The organism is Sphingobacterium phlebotomi, from assembly GCF_008180195.1.
Lineage (GTDB): Bacteria > Bacteroidota > Bacteroidia > Sphingobacteriales > Sphingobacteriaceae > Sphingobacterium > Sphingobacterium phlebotomi.
Genome location: NZ_VTAV01000002.1, coordinates 101,504 through 122,552, shown reverse-complemented (window position 1 = coordinate 122,552; position 21,049 = coordinate 101,504). Strand labels below are relative to the sequence as shown.

Genomic DNA, 21,049 nt, shown 5'->3' with positions numbered 1-21,049 from the left:
AAAATATATTTAATACGCTGATTTATAATGTATTAACTCATATGTACCATTAAAACACTGATATCGGATGGTGAGACACCTGAAATTCGAGAAGCTTGGCCTAAAGTTCGTGGTTTTACTTTTAACAGTTTTTCACGTGCTTCAATAGAAAGAGATGTAAGTGAATTGTAATTGAAATTAGGATTGATTTCTTTATCTTCCATCTTTTTCATTTTATTTACTATTTCCATTTCTTTTGCAAAATAGCTATCATACTTCACTTTTATTTCTGTTTGTTCAAGGGTTTCTTCATCGTATTGATTTAGCAAGTTACTAAATTCTGGGTTTGCTTTTGCAATATGTGCAATATTGATTTGTGGTCTACTCAGTAGACTGAACATTCTAGTTTTTTGATTAAGTGTACTGGAGGCAACTTCTTCCAAAATAGGATTCATCTCATCAGGCGACACGCTATTTTGTTTCATGTAATCTACTAAGTAATCCGAATCTACTATTTTTTTATTCACTTTTTCTAAACGTTCGTCGTCTACCAAACCTAATTTGTGCGCGATGGGGGTAAGACGAATATCAGCGTTATCTTGACGAAGAAGAAGTCTGTGTTCCGCTCTGGAGGTGAACATACGATAAGGTTCTTCGGTGCCTTTGGTTACTAAGTCATCAATGAGTACACCAATATAGGACTCGGAGCGTTTCAGTATCAATTCGTGTAAATCGTTAATTCGCTGGTGGGCGTTGACGCCGGCAACAAATCCTTGTGCTGCTGCTTCTTCATAACCCGTAGTTCCATTAATTTGGCCGGCGAAGAATAGATGCTTAACTTTTAGCGTTTCCAAGGTAAGATCCAATTGCATAGGAGGAAAATAATCATACTCTATTGCATACCCTGGTCTGTACATTTTTGCATTTTCGAATCCGGGTATTAAACGTAGCGCTTTTAACTGTACATCTTCCGGGAGCGATGTTGAAAAACCATTCACATATATTTCTACTGTTTTAAAACCTTCTGGTTCTACAAAAATCTGATGTCTATCCCGTTCTGCAAATCGATTTATCTTATCTTCAATAGATGGACAGTATCGCGGACCTAATCCTTTGATCCGTCCAGTAAACATGGGTGATTTTTCGAATCCTGTTTTCAGGACTTCGTGTACTTTATCATTTGTGTAGGTAATCCAACAACAACGCTGTTCGGTTGGAATATTGACATTGGTGTAGGAAAATCTTCCTCTTTTTTCGTCGCCCCACTGTTCTTCCATTAAAGTGTAGTTTAGCGATCGTCCATCGACTCGAGGCGGGGTTCCGGTTTTCATTCTGCCAGATTCGAAACCTAAACTAACTAATTGTTCAGTGAGTCCGGTTGCTGCTTTTTCTCCTGTACGCCCCCCCCCTATTTTTTTTTCACCAATGTGTATAACCCCATTTAAGAATGTACCATTTGTTAAAATGACGGCATCTGCTCCAATACGGATACCAAGTGATGTAACCACACCCGCGGCACGCCCATTTTCAACGATTATTTCTTTTACTGTATCTTGCCACATATCTACATTTGGCAATGATTCGAGCGTAAGTCTCCATTCCTCTGCGAAGCGCATTCTGTCATTTTGAGAACGGGGACTCCACATAGCGGGACCTTTCGAACGATTCAGCATTCTAAATTGCAACGTAGATTTATCAGCGATAATACCAGTATATCCGCCCATGGCGTCAATCTCTCTTACGATTTGGCCTTTCGCCACACCTCCGATAGCGGGATTGCAGCTCATCTGTGCAATGACACCCATGTTCATTGTGATCAGTAAAACCGATGAACCAAGATTGGCCGCCGCCGCTGCTGCTTCACATCCTGCGTGACCCGCACCCACTACTATAACATTATATTTATTAAACATCTTAATTTATTCGCTAATGTTCCACGTGAAATTTAAATAATGTAGTCGCGTTTCACGTGAAACGAATTATATATATTCTGCTAATTCTAACCAACGCTCCGATTTATCATCGATTTCCTTTTGTAATTTTTCGATATCCAGCGCTATAGCCGCTAGCTCCTGATGATCTGAAATGGTGTTTAACATTTCAGTTTTTTGTGTAATTATATTTTCTATTTCGGTTATCTCGTTTTCCAAAGACTCATATTCAAGTTGCTCTTTATAGGAGCGTTTTTTCTTTTCCGATTTTGGAGTAGATAATGTTTTCTTTGGCTGTACATTTTTTACGCTATCTTTTTTCTCTCGTGCAAGTTGGTCTTGTTCCAGTTTGTAATCAGCGTAATTTCCATTATATATTTTGAGATTTCCTTTATCTTCGAAAATAAAAAGTTGTTCCGTTAATTTATCTATAAGATAACGATCGTGGGAAACCAAAACCAAAACACCAGTATAGTTTTCTAAAAATTCTTCTAAAACATTTAACGTATCAATGTCTAAATCGTTTGAAGGTTCATCGAGTATCAAGAAGTTTGGATTGGACATTAATACACGCATTAGCTGCAAACGTTTCTTTTCTCCTCCACTTAACCGACTTACTAAATTGTGTTGTTTTTCTGGTGGGAACAGAAAAAGTGTCAATAGTTGCGAAGCTGTAATGATATCGCCGTTTGCCATTTCAATATATTCCGCTACATTTTTAACAATGTTTATTACCCGATCGTCTTCGTTAAATGTAAGCCCACCCTGTTTGTAATATCCAAATTTGGTGGTTTCCCCTCTGATGATATTTCCATGATCCGGTTTGATGGCTTGTGTTATCAGATTGAGAAAGGTGGATTTTCCGCTCCCGTTTTTCCCTGCCAATCCAATTCTATCCCCTTTTTTAAAGGTATATGTAAAACCATCAATAACGGATTTTCCAGAAAAAGATTTTGAAATATTTTCCAGTTCCAATATTTTGGAACCTTGTCTGCTCATTTTTACAGAAAGTTGTACATTTTCTTTTTTTTGACCAGATTTCGATTTTTCTTCCAAATCATAGAAAGCATCAATACGGGCTTTTGATTTAGTACCTCGTGCCTGAGGTTGACGACGCATCCATTCCAATTCGCGTCTCAGTAAGTTCTGCGCCCTTTCTATTGCTACTGCATCTATAGCCTCGCGCTCCGCTTTCCTTTCTAGGAAGTATGTATAGTTGCCTTTATAAGTGTATAGATTTCCTCTATCTAGCTCTCGTATTTCTGTACAGACGTTATCTAAAAAATATCGATCGTGTGTAACTAAAAGAACAGTTTTATTTCCTGTTGTCAGTAACTTTTCTAACCATTCTATTGTTTCTACGTCCAGATGGTTGGTCGGTTCGTCCAGAATATAAACGTCGGGCTCATCAATTAACAATTTTGCCAAAGATAGACGTTTCTTCTGCCCTCCCGATAAACTATTTATTGTTTGATTGAAATCCGAAATCTGTAGTCGGTTTAAAATTGTTTTTATGTTATGCTCATATTCCCAAGCTTCCATCGCAGATAATTTGTCTGTAAGCTCTGCTAACACTTGTTGATCTATTTTATCGTTATTCAATAAGTTTTCATAAGCTTTTATTAATTGTTGCTGTTCGTTGTCTGAACTATAAATAAAATCATTTACAGTTTCCATTCCGCTGAAACTTGGCTCTTGGGATAAAAAGCCGATTTTAATACCTCGTTCTTTGACAACTTTTCCTTCTATTGGGACAATTTGTCCAGCAAGAATTTTTAGCAAAGTAGACTTACCCGTTCCATTTATCCCAACCAAAGCTACCCTGTCTCCTTTTTGCAAAGCGAAATGTAGATTGGTAAACAACCATCTGTCATGAAACGAATGGCTAACTTGTTCTGTTGCTAGAATGCTCACTCTTATATAATATTTTGATAATTAAATATTTAAGTATCTAAACCCATATGATACTACCTAACCGGATATAAATTTCCAAGCACAAAAATACGGAAATAATTTTCTTTTTCCTTTTGTAACGAGGGCTCACATAAAAAACACTTTCTATAACTCTTCCAAAATTAATGTTGTTCGAAAACTGTCCGACAACTGGTGGACGATGCAAAGGGAAAATCGCTTGTCTACAGGAACTATTTTGTAGATTAAAATTTCTTTAACATGTATTAATATCTATCTGAAAGAAAAATAGTTAATCGAAGTAAATTAAAAATGCGAAGTTTGAACGTGAAAATGGCGAATTTTGAAATGACCGCAGTTATTTTTTGAAATGAAAGCTTGTTTTTTACAACTCAAAGTTTGTTTTGGACAAATGACCGCGGGCACTTGACAAAAATAAACTTTGCTTTTATTAAAAGACCGTGGTCATTTTTGACTTTTTTTAGCAAAAAAATAAGCTGGCATCCAAATAGATACCAGCTTAGTATATAAGGGTTTATACGAGTAATTTTACTCGTTTTTCTTTAAAGTTAAATCATCGATATACATTTTTTCCTCTTTCATACCCCAAAACGACGCTATATTTTCTTAAATCGTTTGCTAATATAGTCATTTTTTTAACATTTTCATCCCCTTGTTTCATCTGCTTAGTTTAATTTAAATGATGCTATCAAATTAAATCGGGGAATTTCCACATGAAATAGGCCGCCGTCTACTTCTTTAATCATTTCATAATACCCTTCCATGTATCCTATCTCACTTTTTAAGTTGCATCCCGAAACATACTGATATAGGGCCCCAGGTGCTAAGATAGGTTGCTCTCCTACCACACCTTCCCCTTCGACTTGTTTAAATTCGCCGATAGAATCAAAAATATCCCAATGCCTATTGACAAGTTGTATGGTAACATCGCTTAGATTCTCTATTGTAATTTGATAGGAAAACATAAAATGCATCTTCGCCGGATTGGAATATTCGGGTTGATAGATGACATCTACAGATACTTTTACGCCGGATGTTATTTGTGTATTCATATGTAAATTCTATAATGAACACCTTAATCGTGAGCAAATTATCAATTATCTTTTTAAACATCAAATTTTATTGTTATTTCTTCACCAGTTCCACCCGGCGGTTCTTCGCTTTATTTTCTTCAGAATCATTGGCGACCAAAGGTTTTTCTGCTCCGAAACCTTGCGCACTTAACCGTGATTTATCAATTCCACCCGAAACTAAAGCGTTCATCACGGCTTTTGCCCGGTCATCGGATAATTTTTTGTTGTGTGCCGCGTCGCCGGTATTATCGGTATGCCCTTCGATAGCGATTTGCAATGAAGTTTCTTTTTTCAAAGCTTCCAAAATTTGGTCTACAACTTCTTTTCCATCGGGTTTGATGTCGGATTTATCGACGTCGAAGTTGATGTAAAGAATAGACTTTCCTTTCTCGTTCAGATCTTTGGCAATTTTATCCGCGGTAACTTTTTGTATCGTTTGTTCGAACGCTTTTTCTTGAACAATTTGTATAGACGTGGTATTTGATTTTCCTTTGTCCATGGCGATGTAAATATTGCCATCGTTGCGACGGATGACATATGTTGCAATCGGATTATTCCATATATCGATACTGCCATTGCTACCCGCATATGTACATAATTCTGCGTATTTATCACGACGTTCTTTTGTCAATTTACCTTCAAAAACTTTCACCCCGCCAGCTTTCGTGATGGCATCTTCAAAACTTCTGATGAGATAGCGACCACTGATTTCCCTGTCGCTTTTTCTGTCTTTATGGACATGAGCTCTAAACGTTTTCCCTTCAACTTCATAAATCTTGTTTGGCGTAACGAACACGATGAAATCAAAGTCAATAGGCTTTGCCCTATTAATATATTCAGCTCCTTCGGGCGCGGTAAAAAAGGGAAAATCACCGATGTCAGCGGTGGAAATAGGAATAGTATTTATATCAAAATCGACACTATCGTCTTGTTCCGATGTATATTCTTCTGTTTCCGCTACGGGGGGAGTATCTGTCGTTTCTTCCTGTACTTCTTCAGTCTCCTTATTAGATTGATTGGAGGAGTTACACCCTGTAAATAAAGCTATCGTAAATAACAGGAGATATGTAATAACATAATTTTTCATAATATCGTATATAGATTTACGTTAAAAATATAAAAAAACAGCAAAAAAGACTAATCCTCAAAAGTTGACCAACCACTCATGAATATCGCCAAAGATTTTATACCCCAATTGAAATCGTCTATTGTGTAAATAGGTTCAGTGTTTTGAATAGCTAGGTCGGTTTCGCTGATAGACCGTGGTGTAATCTTATGCGGACGCATTTCCAATGTCGGCTGTTCGCTGTCTTCGAGAAAAATGTCTACGCGTAATATCCCCCCGGCTTCCGGTACATAAAAAGGATGGGTGAAATTGATAGTATTGCTGAATAAAGGTGAAGTATATACCAATATTTTATGCATAACTACACCGGATGGCGAAGTCGACCCACTTTTCGGTGTGTATTCAGTTACATCGCAGGCATAACCTAAGATATTTTCGTTTTTACTCAGCGGTTTACGATCGAATAAATCAGCGTCAAAAGAGGAGTTGGGATTAGTTTCTTTTTGTGCAGATGGTGCATATTCTACATACAACTTACGGTCAGCTTCCGGTATTTCGAATACTTGAGCGTTTGTCTCCATATATATTTTTCCGACATCATTACCCTGATCGTGGAAATGATCGTATATATAGCCGAAGCCTTGCGCCTTACCAAGAACCGTTTCCCCTTTGATATAATAGTCACAGATGGAAGTATTAATTACCAATACAAGAGCTGCGAAAGGATTTTGTTCACCAATGGCTTGAAAATGGCTGATGAAATCTTGTTCTGATCCCCGTTCTTCAATTAAATTTTCCAATTGTTCACGGGTATCGTTTCTGCTGAAATCAATGTTTTTGATATAATAGCCAAGATCTATTCCATGGCTATACATGCCCATTTCCACTGTTCCCTCAATAAAAGGTTCAGTAACAACAGGACCAAGATCGCCGTCTTCTCGATTGTCCTTCGAGCAGGCTACAACTATAAAAAGAATACTTAGAGATAAATAGAGAATTTTTTTCTTCGTCATCATTTTCGTATTAATAAGTAATTAATATACATTATAACAAAAATAGTGGACTCTAAAACGATAAACAATACACGAAACCCAGTATTTTTTGGTTTGGGAAAACAATAGATAAAGTTACTCTCCGACACGAATAGTGAAAATATTTAGTAGTTTTGAATGATGTCTTTAGGAACGCTATACCTTATCCCAGTGCCGTTGGCTGAAAACGCGGAAAAACAATCGTACACGGTTTTCCATCAGGAACTTATCAACCATATTGATGAATATGTGGTTGAAAATGAGAAGACAGCGCGTCGGTTTCTCAAGCAGGCAGGGTTAAAAACACCACAAAGCGAACTGAAGATACACGATTATAGTAAACATGCCCGCGAAATAATAGATTATAATCGTATTTTTAAATCAGCCATGGATGGAAAGGATTTGGGGTTGATGTCGGAAGCGGGGTGTCCTGGTGTGGCGGATCCGGGTGCTGACATCGTTGCTGAAGCACATAAACGAGGAATAAAAGTCGTTCCGTTAGTTGGACCTAGTTCTATTTTGCTGGCATTGATGGCATCTGGATTTAACGGACAAAAATTTGCTTTTCACGGTTATCTTCCGATAGACAAAGGTGAACGGGCGAAAAAAATTAAGGATTTGGAGTTTCAATCACAAAAAGAGCGACAAACTCAAATATTTATCGAAACACCTTTCCGTAATACTGCCCTGTTTGATGATTTGCTCAAAAACTGCAAACCGAAAACGCAAATATGTGTGGCTTGTAACTTGACTGCGCCTGATGAACAAGTGCTGACTTTGTCCGCTTCCGAATGGAAAAACCGAAAACAGGATCTTCATAAGAAGCCTACGATATTTTTGATGTATGTTCAGAACTAAATTTTTTTTATACCATGTTTGATATGATGCCCGACAGTATAACCAATGATATGGCATTGTATATGCTTATCGGAGGAGTAATCCGAATTATCATCTGGATATTTTTTGCTTTGACCCTTTATCGCACCCTGAAACTTGTTAAAAAAGATAATCAGTGTATATTGCCCAGTCAAGCATGGTTTGTAGCCTTACCTATATTTAATATATATTGGAACTTTGAAGTCGTAAAGCGGTTGACAGATTCGCTCAATAATGAATTTTATGATCGAAAAGTAGAAGTAGAAGAAAAGCCCACGCAAAAATGGGGACTTATATTTGCATGGACTTTTTTGTTGACTAATATTCCATTGCCCCCGTTTGTCCTGATAATTATCAGCATTTTACATTTGGTCTATTTTATCACCTATTGGGTCAAGGTTAATGAATATAAAACGCTGCTGCGCATGCATGTTGAACATTATGGAAAAGATTTTATAGCGGAGAATAAAGATGAGAATTAGAGAGCTTACACAATATTTGGAACAGATAGCACCGCTGGCCTATCAAGAATCGTATGATAATTCTGGATTGATCGTCGGCCATCCGGATGACGAAATAGAGCAAGCATTGATAGCATTGGATTGTACGGAAGAAATAGTTGACGAAGCCATACAAAAAGGGTGTGATATTATTATTGCGCACCACCCAATTGTATTTACCGGATTAAAAAAACTGAACGGAAAGAACTACGTAGAGCGGGTGGTGATCAAAGCTATACGTCATGGTATTGCGCTTTATGCCATTCATACCAATCTAGATAATGTGTTGGGGGGAGTAAGCAGTAAAATTGCCGAAAAGTTAGGATTAGAATCACACGCAGTTTTACATCCTAAGCGAAATCTGCTTAAGAAACTGGTGGTTTTTGTACCACGCACACATGTGGAATCGGTTCGGGATGCATTGTTCGAAGCCGGAGCAGGGGCCATTGGCAATTATGACGAATGTAGCTATAATACGTTAGGATATGGAACTTTTCGACCATTGGATGGTGCTAACCCAACCCTTGGTAAAGTCCATGAACAGGAACGGGTTGAAGAAACGAAAATAGAGGTCATTTATCCGGAAAGATTGGAACGTTCGATCTTGGTGGCGATGTATGCTGCACACCCTTATGAAGAAGTGGCGCACGATATTTTTACTTTGGAAAATACACTACAAACCGTAGGTTCAGGTGCTATCGGTAACTTACCTTCTCCGATGAACGAAACGGAGTTTCTAGGATACATAAAAGAAAGATTGAATGTACAGGTTATCCGACACACGAAATTGCGAGATAAGCCGGTTTCCCGTGTTGCTGTTTGCGGCGGCGCCGGAGGATTTCTATTGAATAATGCAAAACGTTCGGGCGCAGATATCTTCATTTCGGCGGATTACAAATACCATGAGTTCTTTGATGCAGAGGGTGATATTGTTATTGCGGACATCGGACATTTTGAAAGTGAACAATTTACGCAGGAATTATTATTGGAAATTATTCAGAAAAAATTTGTTAACTTTGCTGTCCTATTGACAGGAATAGAGACAAATCCTATTAAATATTACGTTTGATAATGGAACAATCCGTAGAACAAAAGTTAAAAGCATTATGGGCGCTACAGTCCATCCATACGAAGATAGATAAGATTCGCCAAGTGCGTGGCGAATTGCCTATTGAGGTTGCCGATCTGGAAGATGAGATCGCAGGTCTTGATACCCGAATCGAAAAAATCAGAACGGATTTGGACGAATTGGAAGATTCGATCGTGAATCGCAGAAACATGATTAAGGAAGCACAAGCTGCGATTAAAAAATACGAAGGGCAACTTAACGAAGTAAAAAATAACCGTGAATACGATGCTATTACCAAAGAGATTGAAATTCAAGGGTTAGAAATTCAGGTCTGCGAAAAAAGAATTCGTGAAGCGGAATTTGAAATAAAAAATAAAACTGAACTTTACGACAGCACCCAAAAGAGCCTTGAGTATAGCAAAGGTGAATTGGATGTAAAAAAGCAAGAGCTTGAAACCATCACTGGCGAAACGCAAAAGGAAGAAGACACCTTGTTGGATAAAGTGACAAAGGCGGAAAAAAATATTGAAGACCGTTTGTTAAAAGTTTACAATAAACTTCGTGGAACGTTCAGAAATGGTTTAGCAGTTGTTTCTATTGAGCGTGATAGCTGTTCGGGCTGCTACAATAAGATTCCACCTCAATTGCAATCAGAGATCCGTCAACGCAAGAAAATCATTATTTGCGAACACTGCGGAAGAATCATAGTAGACGAAGGCATTGTTTTCGAAGAAGAACACGCTTAGTCTTATTTTACATAAAAGAAAGCCCTACATACAGATGCAGGGCTTTCTTTTTTTATCAATAAAGTAATCGACAATTGCAACATCTCTGATATGAATCCAGCTTAATAGATAAATTCCATTATTTTTGAACATGAATCACCCAATTATCCGTATGAAGACGAAAATTTTTAAAACATTATTAGCGTTCTTCTTTTCTACTTTTCTGCTTTTAGGAGCAAAAGCACAAGAAACCTGCCTTTTACGAAATCCTGATATAAGCGATAAACACATCACTTTTGTATACGCCGGAGACGTATGGATAGCCGATAAAAATGGCGAGAATCCTCGTCGTTTGACCGTAAATCCTGGAGTAGAGCAAAACCCTATGTTCTCACCAGATGGGCAACAGATTGCGTTTACAGGTAATTACGATGGTAATACGGATATCTATGTTATTTCCATACATGGCGGATCACCTAAACGGATTACTTTTCACCCTACGGCAGATGTGCTTCGAGGCTGGTTAAATAACAACGAAGTTTATTTTACAAGTACACGAGAATTTACATATTCTTTAGGTTCTCGTTTATACAAAACATCTTTGAACGGAGAATTGGCTTCTCCATTATTAATGCCGGAAGCCTATCAAGGAAGTCTCTCTCCTGATGGACGTTATTGGGCATATATTAAAAATACAGACCCAACAGAGCGGGATCGCGTGGCGTTCAAACGCTATCGTGGTGGCGGTATGCCGTCTATTTGGATATTTGATACGCAAACCAAAGAAGTGGAAATCATTCCGGGAGAAAAAAGCAACGATGTGAGGCCCATTTGGTTGAGCGATAAGGTTTATTTTCTTTCAGACCGAGACAAAATAGTCAATATTTTCAGCTATGATACAAAGACAAAAAAAGTAGAAAAGCTAACAAATTATAAAGACTACGATGTACGTACGCTGAGTGGACAGGGTAACGAGCTGACATTTGAATACGCCGGCCGTTTGCATATCCTCCATACCGCAACTAAAAAGATAAATAATTTAGCCATTAACGTGCACGCCGATGCAATGTATAAACGACAGCATTATATCGATGTAGGAAAGGACATCCGTTCCTATACCATTTCTCCAACAGGGCAGAGAATGCTGTTTGAGAATCGAGGCGAGATATTCACGGTACCTAAAGAAAAAGGAGATGCTCGGAATATTTCCAATGCACCTGCTTCGCATGAGCGTTTTCCAGCTTGGTCGCCCAATGGCAAATGGATTTCTTTTATTTCAGATAAAAAAGGCAAATATGAATTGGTGTTACGGGATCAAATGGCGAAAGATGAACCGATTTACATTTCTTTAGGGCAATCGAATTTTTATTTCCAGCCGACCTGGTCTCCCGATAGCAAAAAGCTTTTCTATAACGATGCGCATCTCAACCTCTATTACGTAGATATAGAAACGAAGAAAGTAACTTTAGTAGATAACGATCGCCTTAGTTCAACAACGGGTAGAGTTTCCAATCACTTCCAACCATCGTGGTCTTATGATTCCAATTGGATAGCTTATATAAAAAGTTTAGGAAATGGCGTCCGCACGCTCTTTATGTATAACCTGAAAACAAAGCAATCTACGCAGATTACAGATGGTATGAGTACGGTCAATCAACCGACTTTTAGTCGTGATGGAAAGTATCTTTTCTTTTCGGCAAGCACCAATACCGGGTTGACAAACTCCGGACTACACATGACGGCTTATGAAAGAAATGTAAACTACAATGTTTACGCGTTTATTCTTTCAAAGAATACGCCGTCCATATTTAAAAACGAAAGCGATGAAGAAGAAGTAGCAGAAGGCAAAAAGGAAAGTACCAAAAGAGAAGAAAAGTCGAACGATAAGAACAAGAAAGAAAAGGACGATAAAACGGAAGAAAAGCCGAAGGAAAACAAATCAGATAAGCCCGAGACAAAGGTTGATCTAGATGATATAAACTACCGTATCGTTGCTTTACCGTTGCCTCCTGGCCGTTATTGGTTAAACGGATCAACGGAGGATATGTTGACTTATATGCGTGGAAACACCATCCGTCTCTATGACTTAAAGAAACGGGAAGACAAGACGCTTGTAGAAAACGCTACCGGATTTGATATTAGCGCGGATGGAAAGAAAATGATGTATCGCAGCAATCAAGGCTTTTTCATTGTGAATGCCGGAAGAAAGCCAGCTCCTGGCGATGGTAAAATAGAAGTAAAAAATGTCAAGCAGTTGGTAGATCCCGAAGCCGAGTGGAAACAGATTTTCTACGAGGTATGGGCAATGCAAAAAGAATTTTTCTATGTAGAGAATATGCATGGTGTAGACTGGAATGCAATGAAGGCAAAATATGAAAAATTCTTACCGTATGTAGGACATCGATCAGATTTAGGGTATCTGTTGAATGAAATGATGGGGGAGATGGTCGTGGGGCACAATTACATTTATCCAGGGGATGAACCCTCAACGCCTGCTGTCAGTACAGGAACATTGGGAGCAGATTTTGAGGTGGCGGAAAATGGATATAAAATCAACAAGATATATACTACGTTAGATTGGAATCCATCGCTCAAAGCGCCATTGGCAGAACCGGGATTAAATATCAAGGAGGGAGAATATATCGTCGCGGTGAATGGCATCGCCTTAACGAAGTCTACTAACATATACCAATTGCTGGAAAATACCGTAGGTAAACAAGTAACATTGAAAATCAATGGTAATCCCTCGTTGGGTGGCGCTCGTGAAGTTGTCGTAAAACCCATCTCCTTTGTAGGAGAAACCAGTTTGCGTCGAATGGATTGGGTAGAGTCCAATCGTAAAAAAGTAGATAAGCGTAGCAAAGGACAAATCGCGTATGTCTACATGCCGAATACCGGACCGGAGGGGTATACTTATTTTAATCGTTATTATTTCTCTCAGATGGATAAGAAAGCGCTTTTACTGGATGAACGTAATAATGGTGGCGGTTGGGTTGCCGATTATGTCATCGACTTATTGTCAAGAGAGCTCATATCCGGTTGGCGGATTCGGGACGGAAAAAGCTTTACTACACCAGGAAATGGAATTTATGGTCCGAAAGCGATGATTATAAACGAGAACGCAGGGTCGGGCGGGGATATGATGCCCTATATGTTTCGCTTCAAAGGACTTGGGAAGCTTGTGGGAAGAACAACTATGGGAATTTTAGTTGGTATCTCTGGTTATCCACCCTTGCTAGATGGTGGACGTATCACTTCACCAAACTTTGGTATATTTGATTTGGAGGGTAATTATATCATCGAAAATGAGGGTGTCACACCGGATATTTTTGTAGAACAAATGCCGAAAGATTTGTTGGAAGGAAGAGATCCACAACTGGAGAAAACCATTGATATATTACTGGAAGAGATGCAGACTTATCCATACAAGGAATTAAAAGACCCCAACGATCCCGTCCGGGTAAAGTAACAAAACATCTATTTTTAGCCTATGAATACATCCGAGATACAACAAAAGAACGCATGGACGGATCTGCTTTTTTTGATCATGGTCATGTTTGCCTGTGTTTTCACCGTTTCCCTATTTTTCGGAGGATTGGGATATATTCTTTTTGGGAATATCGATTTCTTTACGGACGTATCAGGAGCTAGTCAGGCACAGAACTATTACGCTTATATGGTGTTGGGTGTTAGCTCTGCCGGTACGTTTATTTTACCAGCGTATATTTTCCAGCGCCGGAAAAAAGCGGAAGAATTGTTTCCTCGTCAACATCTCACTGATTGGAAAACCTATACTTTAGGTATACTGTTTCTTTTTGCCTTTGCACCTTGCATGTCGCTGATTTCGGAGTGGAATGCCAATATGCGTTTGCCGGAGATCTGGCGTGGTATAGAAGAATGGATGCGTGCGAAGGAAGACGAGATGACTTTACTGACCGAGAGCATTGTCATGACGACTGCTTGGGACAGATTGCTGCTAAATATTGTTGTCATGGCGATTTTACCCGGTATAGGCGAAGAGTTGTTCTTTAGGGGTGCGTTGCAACAGATCGGAACTCGGATTTTTAAAAACGAATATGTTGCCGTTTGGATTGTGGCGCTTGTTTTCAGTGCTATACATGTACAGTTTTACGGCTTCTTCCCTCGTTTATTACTGGGTGTGTTCTTTGGTTATCTCGTTGTCTGGACGAGAAATATATGGACGGCTGTCGTTGCCCATTTTGTTAACAACAGCATGGTGGTTATATTGGCGTTTTATTATGCTAAACAAGGCAGAAGCTATGTAGAGCTTATGGAAGGTGATTCTTATTCCATAATTGTGTATCTTGGTAGCTTCGTTTTTAGTATCATTATTGCTTTTATAATTTATCAGTATACAACAAAAATAAAGCTATATGGAAAAAGGGTGGATTAAAATACAGACCTATACCGATATCATTCGGGGAGAAATAGATAAACAGATGTTAGAAGAAAACGGAATTCCCGCGGTTCTGCTCAATAAGCAGGATTCATCCTTTATGTTTGGAAAAATAGACCTTTTCGTCAATGAAAAAGATTTTGGACAAGCCCAAAGATTAATACAAGAAAACGAGCCGGAAGAAAATGAAAACTAGGGCGATAACAGGATTCTTTTTTATTCTGGTTTTGATCGGGGCTGTATTGCTTGGTCCTTACGCTTTTGTCTCTCTTTTTTCGTTGCTAGCGATTTGTTGCGTATATGAGTTTTATCGTATGGTGCATACTGAAAATATACAGCCATTGCTTTTTTGGGGTGTAGGAGTTGCCGCTTTTGGATTGGTTCTGGTCGGTTCTATCCTTTTAGGTTTACTACCCTATTCCATGCTACCTTTTAGTATCGTAGCCGTTTTATTACTCTATATAGCTGCTCTTTTTCGAAAAACGGTACATCCTATTCAAGATGTCGCTTATTCGCTTTTTGGATTGATATATGCGGCTATACCGTTCATTTTCTTTATGAGCCTAGGCTTCGTGGAAGATACATATAACGCTTACATTCCGCTTGGTTTTTTGATTATTTTATGGACCAATGATACGGGAGCTTATCTTGCCGGGAGAAGTATGGGGCGCCATAAATTATTTGAACGCATTTCACCTAATAAAACCTGGGAGGGGTTTGTTGGAGGTGTTATATTGGCTGTGATTGCAGGATTTATACTTTCCCATTATTTTGGGTTTCTCCCATTGTGGAGCTGGGTATGTATGTCATTGATTGTTGGGATATTTGGAACATTGGGTGATTTAGTGGAATCTATGCTCAAACGTAATGTTGGCGTTAAGGATTCTGGCAACTTATTACCGGGACATGGTGGTTTACTTGATCGGTTTGACGGGCTTTTGATTGCGGCGCCGTTGGTATATTTGTTTTTGAAAAATATGCTTTAAGATGAAGATAGAAAAACAAACATTGGACTTTTTAAACCAACTTCGGGAAAACAATAACCGGGAATGGTTTCAGGAAAATAAGACGATATATGAAACAGTATTGGCGAATGTAAAGGATTATATTACACAGCTTATTGTTGAACTATCGGAGTTTGACCCTCATATCAATACAGATATACAAGCTTCGCGCTGTTTGTTTAGAATATATCGTGATACCCGGTTTTCAAAAGATAAAACGCCGTATAAGACGTGGTTTGCGGCGGGTATTTCGGTAGATGGACGGAAATTGGATGGCCCGGAGTACTACCTGCATATCGAGCCAGGTAAGCATTTTTTGGCAGCGGGATATTGGCGTCCCGAGAAGCATCATTTGAGTGCTATTCGACAAGAAATAGATTACAGTTATCAAGAGATGGTTGATGCACTGGCACAAGGAGATTGGACAGTAGCAGATCTATCCACCGAAGATAAGTTAAAAAGAGCTCCTGCAGGTTACAGTGAAGATGACCCCCACATCGAGGTGCTGAAGCTAAAGAGCTTTATCTTATACCAATCCTTTACCGACGCAGAAATAACAGGGACTAAATCTTTACAGAAGGTTGTCGATACAGCAAAACGGATTTTACCCTTTAAACGTTTTATCCACCAGGCTTTAGATCAATAAGGTAGGCTAATTTTACCCATGCATACGGCAGGGGAATCGTTAATCTGTTGCACATGAGACGGTGAACCTGCTATTGTTTCGTTGGCAAGAAGGGCAAAGAGACAGGCTTCCTTGACATCTGGATTTAATCCCAAAGAGCTGAAGGAGGATACAGACATCGACGGAAGGGCTTCGCGGATGTTTTTCATCAGTAAAGGGTTGTGCACACCTCCCCCACTAACATATATATGTACATTTTCAAGATCTTTCGACGTTCGTTTGATGCCATCTGTTATAGCTTGCGCAGCAAACTTGTTTAGCGTCGCCAAGATATCTTCCGGAGTAAGTGAAGATGTATTGGAAACAGACTGTGCATTTTTCAAATAGGCTAAATTAAACAGTTCCGGCCCGGTGGTTTTCGGAAACTCCGCACCTAAAAAAGAGGTTGTTAACAAAGCTTTTAAAAGAGCAGTATTCACCATGCCTTTTTTGGCAATTTGGGCATTTTGGTCCATTTCCAACCCAAATTGTTCGAACACAAATTGATTCATCATGGTATTCCCTGGTCCTAGGTCTGTAGCATAAGCTTTTAGGCTACTTCCCTGTTTAGGGAGGAAGGTAAAGTTAGAAATACCGCCTATATTAAGTAGAAATCTATTTTCCGTTTCCGCGGTAAAAAGAAGATGATCACCATAGGCAGCTAATGGCGCTCCCTCTCCCCCTGCCGCCACGTGTTTTTGTCGAAAATCCGATAGCGTTAATATCCCTGTTATGTGGGCAATATGATCGCCATCTCCAATTTGTAAGGTGCTATTGGGAAAATTTGTTTGCCCTGTCAGACGTTGAGGTGCGTGGTAAACGGTCTGACCATGACTGGCGATTAAATCCACATCTGATGGAAGGACATTCCATTGCTTCAATGCCTGGTTGATGAATGCTCCGTGTATTTTTCCGATATAGGCGTGTAAACCGCAAAGTACCTGTTGATCTATTTGACGTTTGGCGAATATTTCCCGAACGTGTTGACGAAAAATAGTATTATAGGGAATGGTGATAAAGTTTTCGAGAAATAATGTCGTTTCTTGACCACTATTACCTATACGGCACAATGCGATATCTAAGCCGTCCAATGATGTTCCAGACATTAGTCCGATAATACGTCGCTCTTTTTGTTGCGCTATATGATACAGTTTTTCAATTTGTGGATTCATATGGAACGAAGATAGTTAAGAAAGATATGAAATTTTGGTTATTTCGGTAGATAATTATATTTTTGGACAAATATTATACATATGAATTTTCCAGCAGAATTAAAATACACGAAAGATCACGAATGGATTCGTGTAGAAGGTGACGAAGCCGTTATTGGGATTACAGATTTCGCGCAACGCGAACTAGGCGACATTGTTTTTGTCGATATCAATACCGTAGGAGAAGAAGTTGCTGCGAATGAAGTGTTTGGTACAGTTGAAGCTGTTAAAACGGTTTCGGACTTGTTTATGCCCGTGAATGCAACGGTACTAGAAGTGAATGACGGGATTGATACTTCACCAGAATTGGTAAACACAGATCCATATGGTGAAGGTTGGATTATCCGTGTGAAACTGAGTGATCCGTCTGATGTGGATACCTTGTTATCAGCAGATGGATATAAAGAGGAAATAAATGCTTAAAATAGGTTAAAAAAGCCCCTTTCCAAAGAAAAGGGGCTTTTTTATCTCTATTCCACCGTCATTTCCACATCACTGATTATTTTAGTGCCTTGAACCTCTAGACTTGTTTTTATGGTACTATTTTTTGTAAAGTGAGTTTTCTTATCTAGGGTATAGTCTCCTGATATCGTTCCGATTTCATTGCCAGATGTATCCAGTATTTTGCCTTTAACATCAATAACATAACCGTCTTTGTTCTCTTCCCTATAGGTAGAAAACATCTCCATTTTTGAAATTAAGGGGTGCTCTTCCATTTCGGCTGTGCTGTCCCAAGATTCTCCGGGGGCTACAGCTTTATCAGGAAAAGAAGGGGAAATATTAGAGAAAGAATTTGCATCAAAACCTTGTGCCGCAATGCTCGAAGGTAAATCAATCTCCATTGTTTTGCCTTTCTCAGTAATCACCGATGAAATTTTCTGGTCAATTATTTTTGAGAATTCATCTCCTAACATTTTTGTTGTTTCGTCGGTAGAGGGAGTTTCTGAATCATATGACATCGTGTTCATCCCCGCGTTTATATCTACTTTGACAGCTTTGATTACATTTTCTAGGGTGAAATTTTCGTTTTCTTTTTTTGCCGGGAGCAATTCCATTTTCATTGTCATATCCATAATGACACTTTGTGGACCATCTACATCTGTTTTCATGAGCATATTAAACTGAAGAGGTTTTCCGACTTCGGGGTTGAGTTTAAAATCTACGGCTTCTTGAGCAAAAGTGAAGAAGCTTATGCATAAGGCAAGGCTTGTAATAAAGAATGTTTTCATTTGTGTATATTAATGGAGCGTGAATATAGGGAAAATTGAATAAAAGAGAGAAATAAAAAGGTCTTCCTATATTGTATATGGAAGACCTTTCTTATTATTAACCCTCAGAGAGGTATGATTACTTGGTAATATAAGACACTTCTTTTACCGCCTTCACCACTTTAGCTATGTTTGGTAAACTTGCTTCTACCAGCGTAGGGGCATAACCAAGAGGCACATCTGCGGATGTCACTCGGATAACCGGTGCATCAAGATAGTCGAAAGCATCTTTCTGAACCTTAAATGCGATTTCACCAGAAATAGACGCTAATGGCCAAGCCTCTTCTACGACCACTAAACGGTTGGTTTTTTTCACTGATTCTATGATCGCGTGATAATCAATAGGACGTACGGAACGTAAATCGATCAACTCTATGCTAATACCTTCTTTTGTCAATTCCTCTACAGCCGGGATAACCACACGAGGAACCATTTTACCAAAAGAGACCACGGTTACGTCTGTACCTTCTTGTATCGTGTGTGCTTTACCGATAGGTAAATAGTATTCTTCTTCCGGAACTTCCCCTTTATCGCCATACATTACCTCTGATTCCATAAAGATGACAGGATCTGGATCGAGGATGGATGTTTTCAACAACCCTTTCGCATCATAAGGATTGGAAGGAATAACAACTTTCAAGCCGGGCGTATTTGCATACCAGTTCTCGAAATTTTGTGAGTGCTGTGCACCCAACTGTCCGGCGTTACCTGTTGGTCCGCGGAAAACAATTGGACAAGAGAATTGTCCGCCACTCATCTGATGCAATTTTGCAGCTGAATTGATGACTTGGTCGATTGCAACCAAGGAGAAATTGAACGTCATAAATTCAATAATGGGTTTCAGGCCGTTCATTGCCGCACCGACACCGATACCTGCAAAACCAAGCTCCGCTATGGGTGTGTCGATAATACGTTTCGCTCCAAACTCATCCAGCATACCCTGGCTCACTTTATAAGCTCCATTGTATTCCGCGACTTCCTCGCCCATCAAGAATATTTTATCATCTTTACGCATCTCTTCGTTCATAGCTTCACGAAGCGCTTCTCTGAATTGTATTTCTCTCATCAGTTGTAAAATTGTGTCTTTTTTGAATATCGCAAAACTACTAAATAATTTGATATTTCGTAATGGATTATACGTAAAAAAGCGTGAACGCAATGGAAATATAGAATTGTTTTGACAATAGGGAAAAAGTTTATCCCCCTTGATTTAAAAACCCTAAAAGCTGCTGTAAAAAAACATTCAAGTTCTTGACAGCTAATCCAATTTCCCAGGCATCCCGATTTCTGGGCTCAATATAATTAGAAGTAGCCCGGAATTGCAGACAGTAAATTTTCTCCTGCTCGGCAACGAAGAACACCGCAGCACCCTCCATAGATTCAATCAAGAGCTTTTGATATTGCTGTTGTAGCCGAATGATGTTGTCTGGTGCACCATGCACGCGATTAACGGTAATACCTTGTGCTTTATCCACGTCGGGAAGCTGCATATTGGCAGGTGGATGCTGTGTATATATCCGTTTTCCGAAACCAAGTTCTTCTATTGGTACAAATGAGCCATTGTTGTCGGCCCCCAATCCAAATATTTCATCGGTAAGTATCTGGTATACCTCCCCCAGGCATGCTGACTGATCCAGTATCCCTCCGATTCCAACATGGAGAAGTAAATCAACTTTATGTTGTTGCAAATACTTGGTTAAGGCATAGGTCGTGGAAACCATGCCTACTCCCGTAATGAGATACGTTATACCGTTATCTTCCAAAAAAGAGAGAGAAGGTTCTATTTCTTCCATAGTGGCGGCTACAACTAAAATCGTCATGTGGATCAATCGCTTTAGAGGGTGAAGATACTAAGAATCTAGTTTTTATCCCCTATCTTTGTTCTTATGATTCATATCACGAGACGCGAACGGTTCAGCGCGGCACATAAGCTATATCGGGAAGATTGGTCTCAGGAGCAAAATGAGGCTGTATTTGGCAATTGTTCAAACCCTAACTGGCATGGTCACAACTATGAGCTTTTTGTGACGGTAAAAGGCGAGATAAACCCCGAGACAGGTTTCTTAATCGATCTCAAAAAGATGAAAAGCATCATTTTGAAGCATGTCATCAGTAAGTTGGATCATAAAAATGTGAACCTTGATGTTGATTTCATGAAAGGCAAGAAGGCCTCCACCGAAGTCATTGCCATGGAGATTTTCCATGTGTTAAAACCGTATTTTGATCAGGAAAATGTACAATTGCACGCTGTCAAGCTGTACGAAACAGAGAATAATTTTGTCGAATATTTTGGTGAATAAATA

General features: G+C 39.1%; 20 protein-coding genes. 11 read left to right on the top strand and 9 right to left on the bottom strand.

Annotated elements, in window-relative coordinates; translation table 11 throughout:
• Positions 1-32: 32 nt before the first annotated feature.
• The 5 genes from mnmG to FXV77_RS04580 form a co-directional block, all read right to left on the bottom strand.
• Entirely contained in the window at positions 33-1,892 is a 1,860-nt protein-coding gene (gene mnmG / locus FXV77_RS04600; RefSeq protein WP_148918035.1) for a tRNA uridine-5-carboxymethylaminomethyl(34) synthesis enzyme MnmG, read from the bottom strand.
• A 66-nt stretch (positions 1,893-1,958) separates the two neighbouring features.
• Complete coding sequence (locus tag FXV77_RS04595; protein ID WP_148918034.1) at positions 1,959-3,824, bottom strand: ABC-F family ATP-binding cassette domain-containing protein; 1,866 nt, start codon at positions 3,822-3,824, stop codon at positions 1,959-1,961.
• 683 nt (positions 3,825-4,507) lie between these two features.
• Positions 4,508-4,894 (bottom strand): Co2+/Mg2+ efflux protein ApaG, encoded by a 387-nt coding sequence (apaG, locus tag FXV77_RS04590; protein WP_148918033.1) that lies wholly within the window; start codon positions 4,892-4,894, stop codon positions 4,508-4,510.
• Between the two features lie 73 nt (positions 4,895-4,967).
• Positions 4,968-6,002, bottom strand: a complete 1,035-nt coding sequence (locus tag FXV77_RS04585; RefSeq protein WP_148918032.1) for an OmpA family protein — start codon at positions 6,000-6,002, stop codon at positions 4,968-4,970.
• A gap of 50 nt (positions 6,003-6,052) precedes the next feature.
• Positions 6,053-6,997 (bottom strand): hypothetical protein, encoded by a 945-nt coding sequence (locus FXV77_RS04580; RefSeq protein ID WP_148918031.1) that lies wholly within the window; start codon positions 6,995-6,997, stop codon positions 6,053-6,055.
• A gap of 156 nt (positions 6,998-7,153) precedes the next feature.
• Here FXV77_RS04580 and FXV77_RS04575 point away from each other — a divergent pair, with 156 nt between their 5' ends.
• The 9 genes from FXV77_RS04575 to FXV77_RS04535 all read left to right on the top strand — a co-directional run bounded on the left by FXV77_RS04575 (position 7,154) and on the right by FXV77_RS04535 (position 16,249).
• Positions 7,154-7,870 carry an SAM-dependent methyltransferase gene (locus FXV77_RS04575; protein WP_148918365.1) on the top strand — a complete coding sequence of 239 codons (717 nt, stop codon included), beginning with the start codon at positions 7,154-7,156 and terminating at the stop codon, positions 7,868-7,870.
• A gap of 23 nt (positions 7,871-7,893) precedes the next feature.
• Positions 7,894-8,370, top strand: coding sequence for a hypothetical protein (locus FXV77_RS04570; protein WP_246162271.1), 477 nt, complete (start codon positions 7,894-7,896; stop codon positions 8,368-8,370).
• Positions 8,360-9,457 carry a Nif3-like dinuclear metal center hexameric protein gene (locus FXV77_RS04565; protein ID WP_148918029.1) on the top strand — a complete coding sequence of 366 codons (1,098 nt, stop codon included), beginning with the start codon at positions 8,360-8,362 and terminating at the stop codon, positions 9,455-9,457. The genes FXV77_RS04570 and FXV77_RS04565 overlap by 11 nt, the downstream gene beginning before the upstream one ends.
• Positions 9,458-9,459: 2 nt before the next feature.
• Entirely contained in the window at positions 9,460-10,203 is a 744-nt protein-coding gene (locus FXV77_RS04560) for a zinc ribbon domain-containing protein (protein WP_148918028.1), read from the top strand.
• A 151-nt stretch (positions 10,204-10,354) separates the two neighbouring features.
• On the top strand, positions 10,355-13,651 hold the full coding sequence (locus FXV77_RS04555; protein WP_148918027.1) for a S41 family peptidase: 3,297 nt from the start codon (positions 10,355-10,357) through the stop codon (positions 13,649-13,651).
• Positions 13,652-13,672: 21 nt separating this feature from the next.
• Positions 13,673-14,596, top strand: a complete 924-nt coding sequence (locus tag FXV77_RS04550; RefSeq protein WP_148918026.1) for a CPBP family intramembrane glutamic endopeptidase — start codon at positions 13,673-13,675, stop codon at positions 14,594-14,596.
• Complete coding sequence (locus tag FXV77_RS04545; RefSeq protein WP_148918025.1) at positions 14,577-14,795, top strand: putative signal transducing protein; 219 nt, start codon at positions 14,577-14,579, stop codon at positions 14,793-14,795. The genes FXV77_RS04550 and FXV77_RS04545 overlap by 20 nt, the downstream gene beginning before the upstream one ends.
• Positions 14,785-15,585, top strand: a complete 801-nt coding sequence (locus FXV77_RS04540; protein WP_148918024.1) for a phosphatidate cytidylyltransferase — start codon at positions 14,785-14,787, stop codon at positions 15,583-15,585. Before FXV77_RS04545 ends, FXV77_RS04540 begins: the two co-directional genes overlap by 11 nt.
• A gap of 1 nt (position 15,586) precedes the next feature.
• Entirely contained in the window at positions 15,587-16,249 is a 663-nt protein-coding gene (locus FXV77_RS04535) for a DUF2461 domain-containing protein (protein WP_148918023.1), read from the top strand.
• On the opposite strand, the gene FXV77_RS04530 is transcribed toward FXV77_RS04535, so the two are convergent.
• A complete protein-coding gene (locus FXV77_RS04530) occupies positions 16,243-17,439 on the bottom strand; it encodes an anhydro-N-acetylmuramic acid kinase (protein ID WP_148918022.1) in 1,197 nt (398 codons plus the stop codon). The genes FXV77_RS04535 and FXV77_RS04530 overlap by 7 nt on opposite strands.
• An 81-nt stretch (positions 17,440-17,520) precedes the next feature.
• Between FXV77_RS04530 and gcvH the strand changes: the two genes are divergently transcribed.
• Positions 17,521-17,901 (top strand): glycine cleavage system protein GcvH, encoded by a 381-nt coding sequence (gene gcvH / locus FXV77_RS04525; RefSeq protein WP_148918021.1) that lies wholly within the window; start codon positions 17,521-17,523, stop codon positions 17,899-17,901.
• A 47-nt stretch (positions 17,902-17,948) separates the two neighbouring features.
• On the opposite strand, the gene FXV77_RS04520 is transcribed toward gcvH, so the two are convergent.
• From FXV77_RS04520 to FXV77_RS04510, 3 genes are all read right to left on the bottom strand, one after another.
• Complete coding sequence (locus FXV77_RS04520; protein WP_148918020.1) at positions 17,949-18,707, bottom strand: DUF6263 family protein; 759 nt, start codon at positions 18,705-18,707, stop codon at positions 17,949-17,951.
• 118 nt (positions 18,708-18,825) lie between these two features.
• A complete protein-coding gene (locus FXV77_RS04515; protein ID WP_148918019.1) occupies positions 18,826-19,812 on the bottom strand; it encodes a pyruvate dehydrogenase complex E1 component subunit beta in 987 nt (328 codons plus the stop codon).
• A 130-nt stretch (positions 19,813-19,942) separates the two neighbouring features.
• Positions 19,943-20,566, bottom strand: coding sequence for a phosphorylase family protein (locus FXV77_RS04510; protein ID WP_148918018.1), 624 nt, complete (start codon positions 20,564-20,566; stop codon positions 19,943-19,945).
• A gap of 66 nt (positions 20,567-20,632) precedes the next feature.
• Between FXV77_RS04510 and FXV77_RS04505 the strand changes: the two genes are divergently transcribed.
• The gene (locus tag FXV77_RS04505) at positions 20,633-21,046 is read left to right on the top strand and encodes a 6-pyruvoyl trahydropterin synthase family protein (RefSeq protein ID WP_148918017.1); all 414 of its coding nucleotides are present in this window, start codon (positions 20,633-20,635) and stop codon (positions 21,044-21,046) included.
• Positions 21,047-21,049 lie beyond the last annotated feature (3 nt).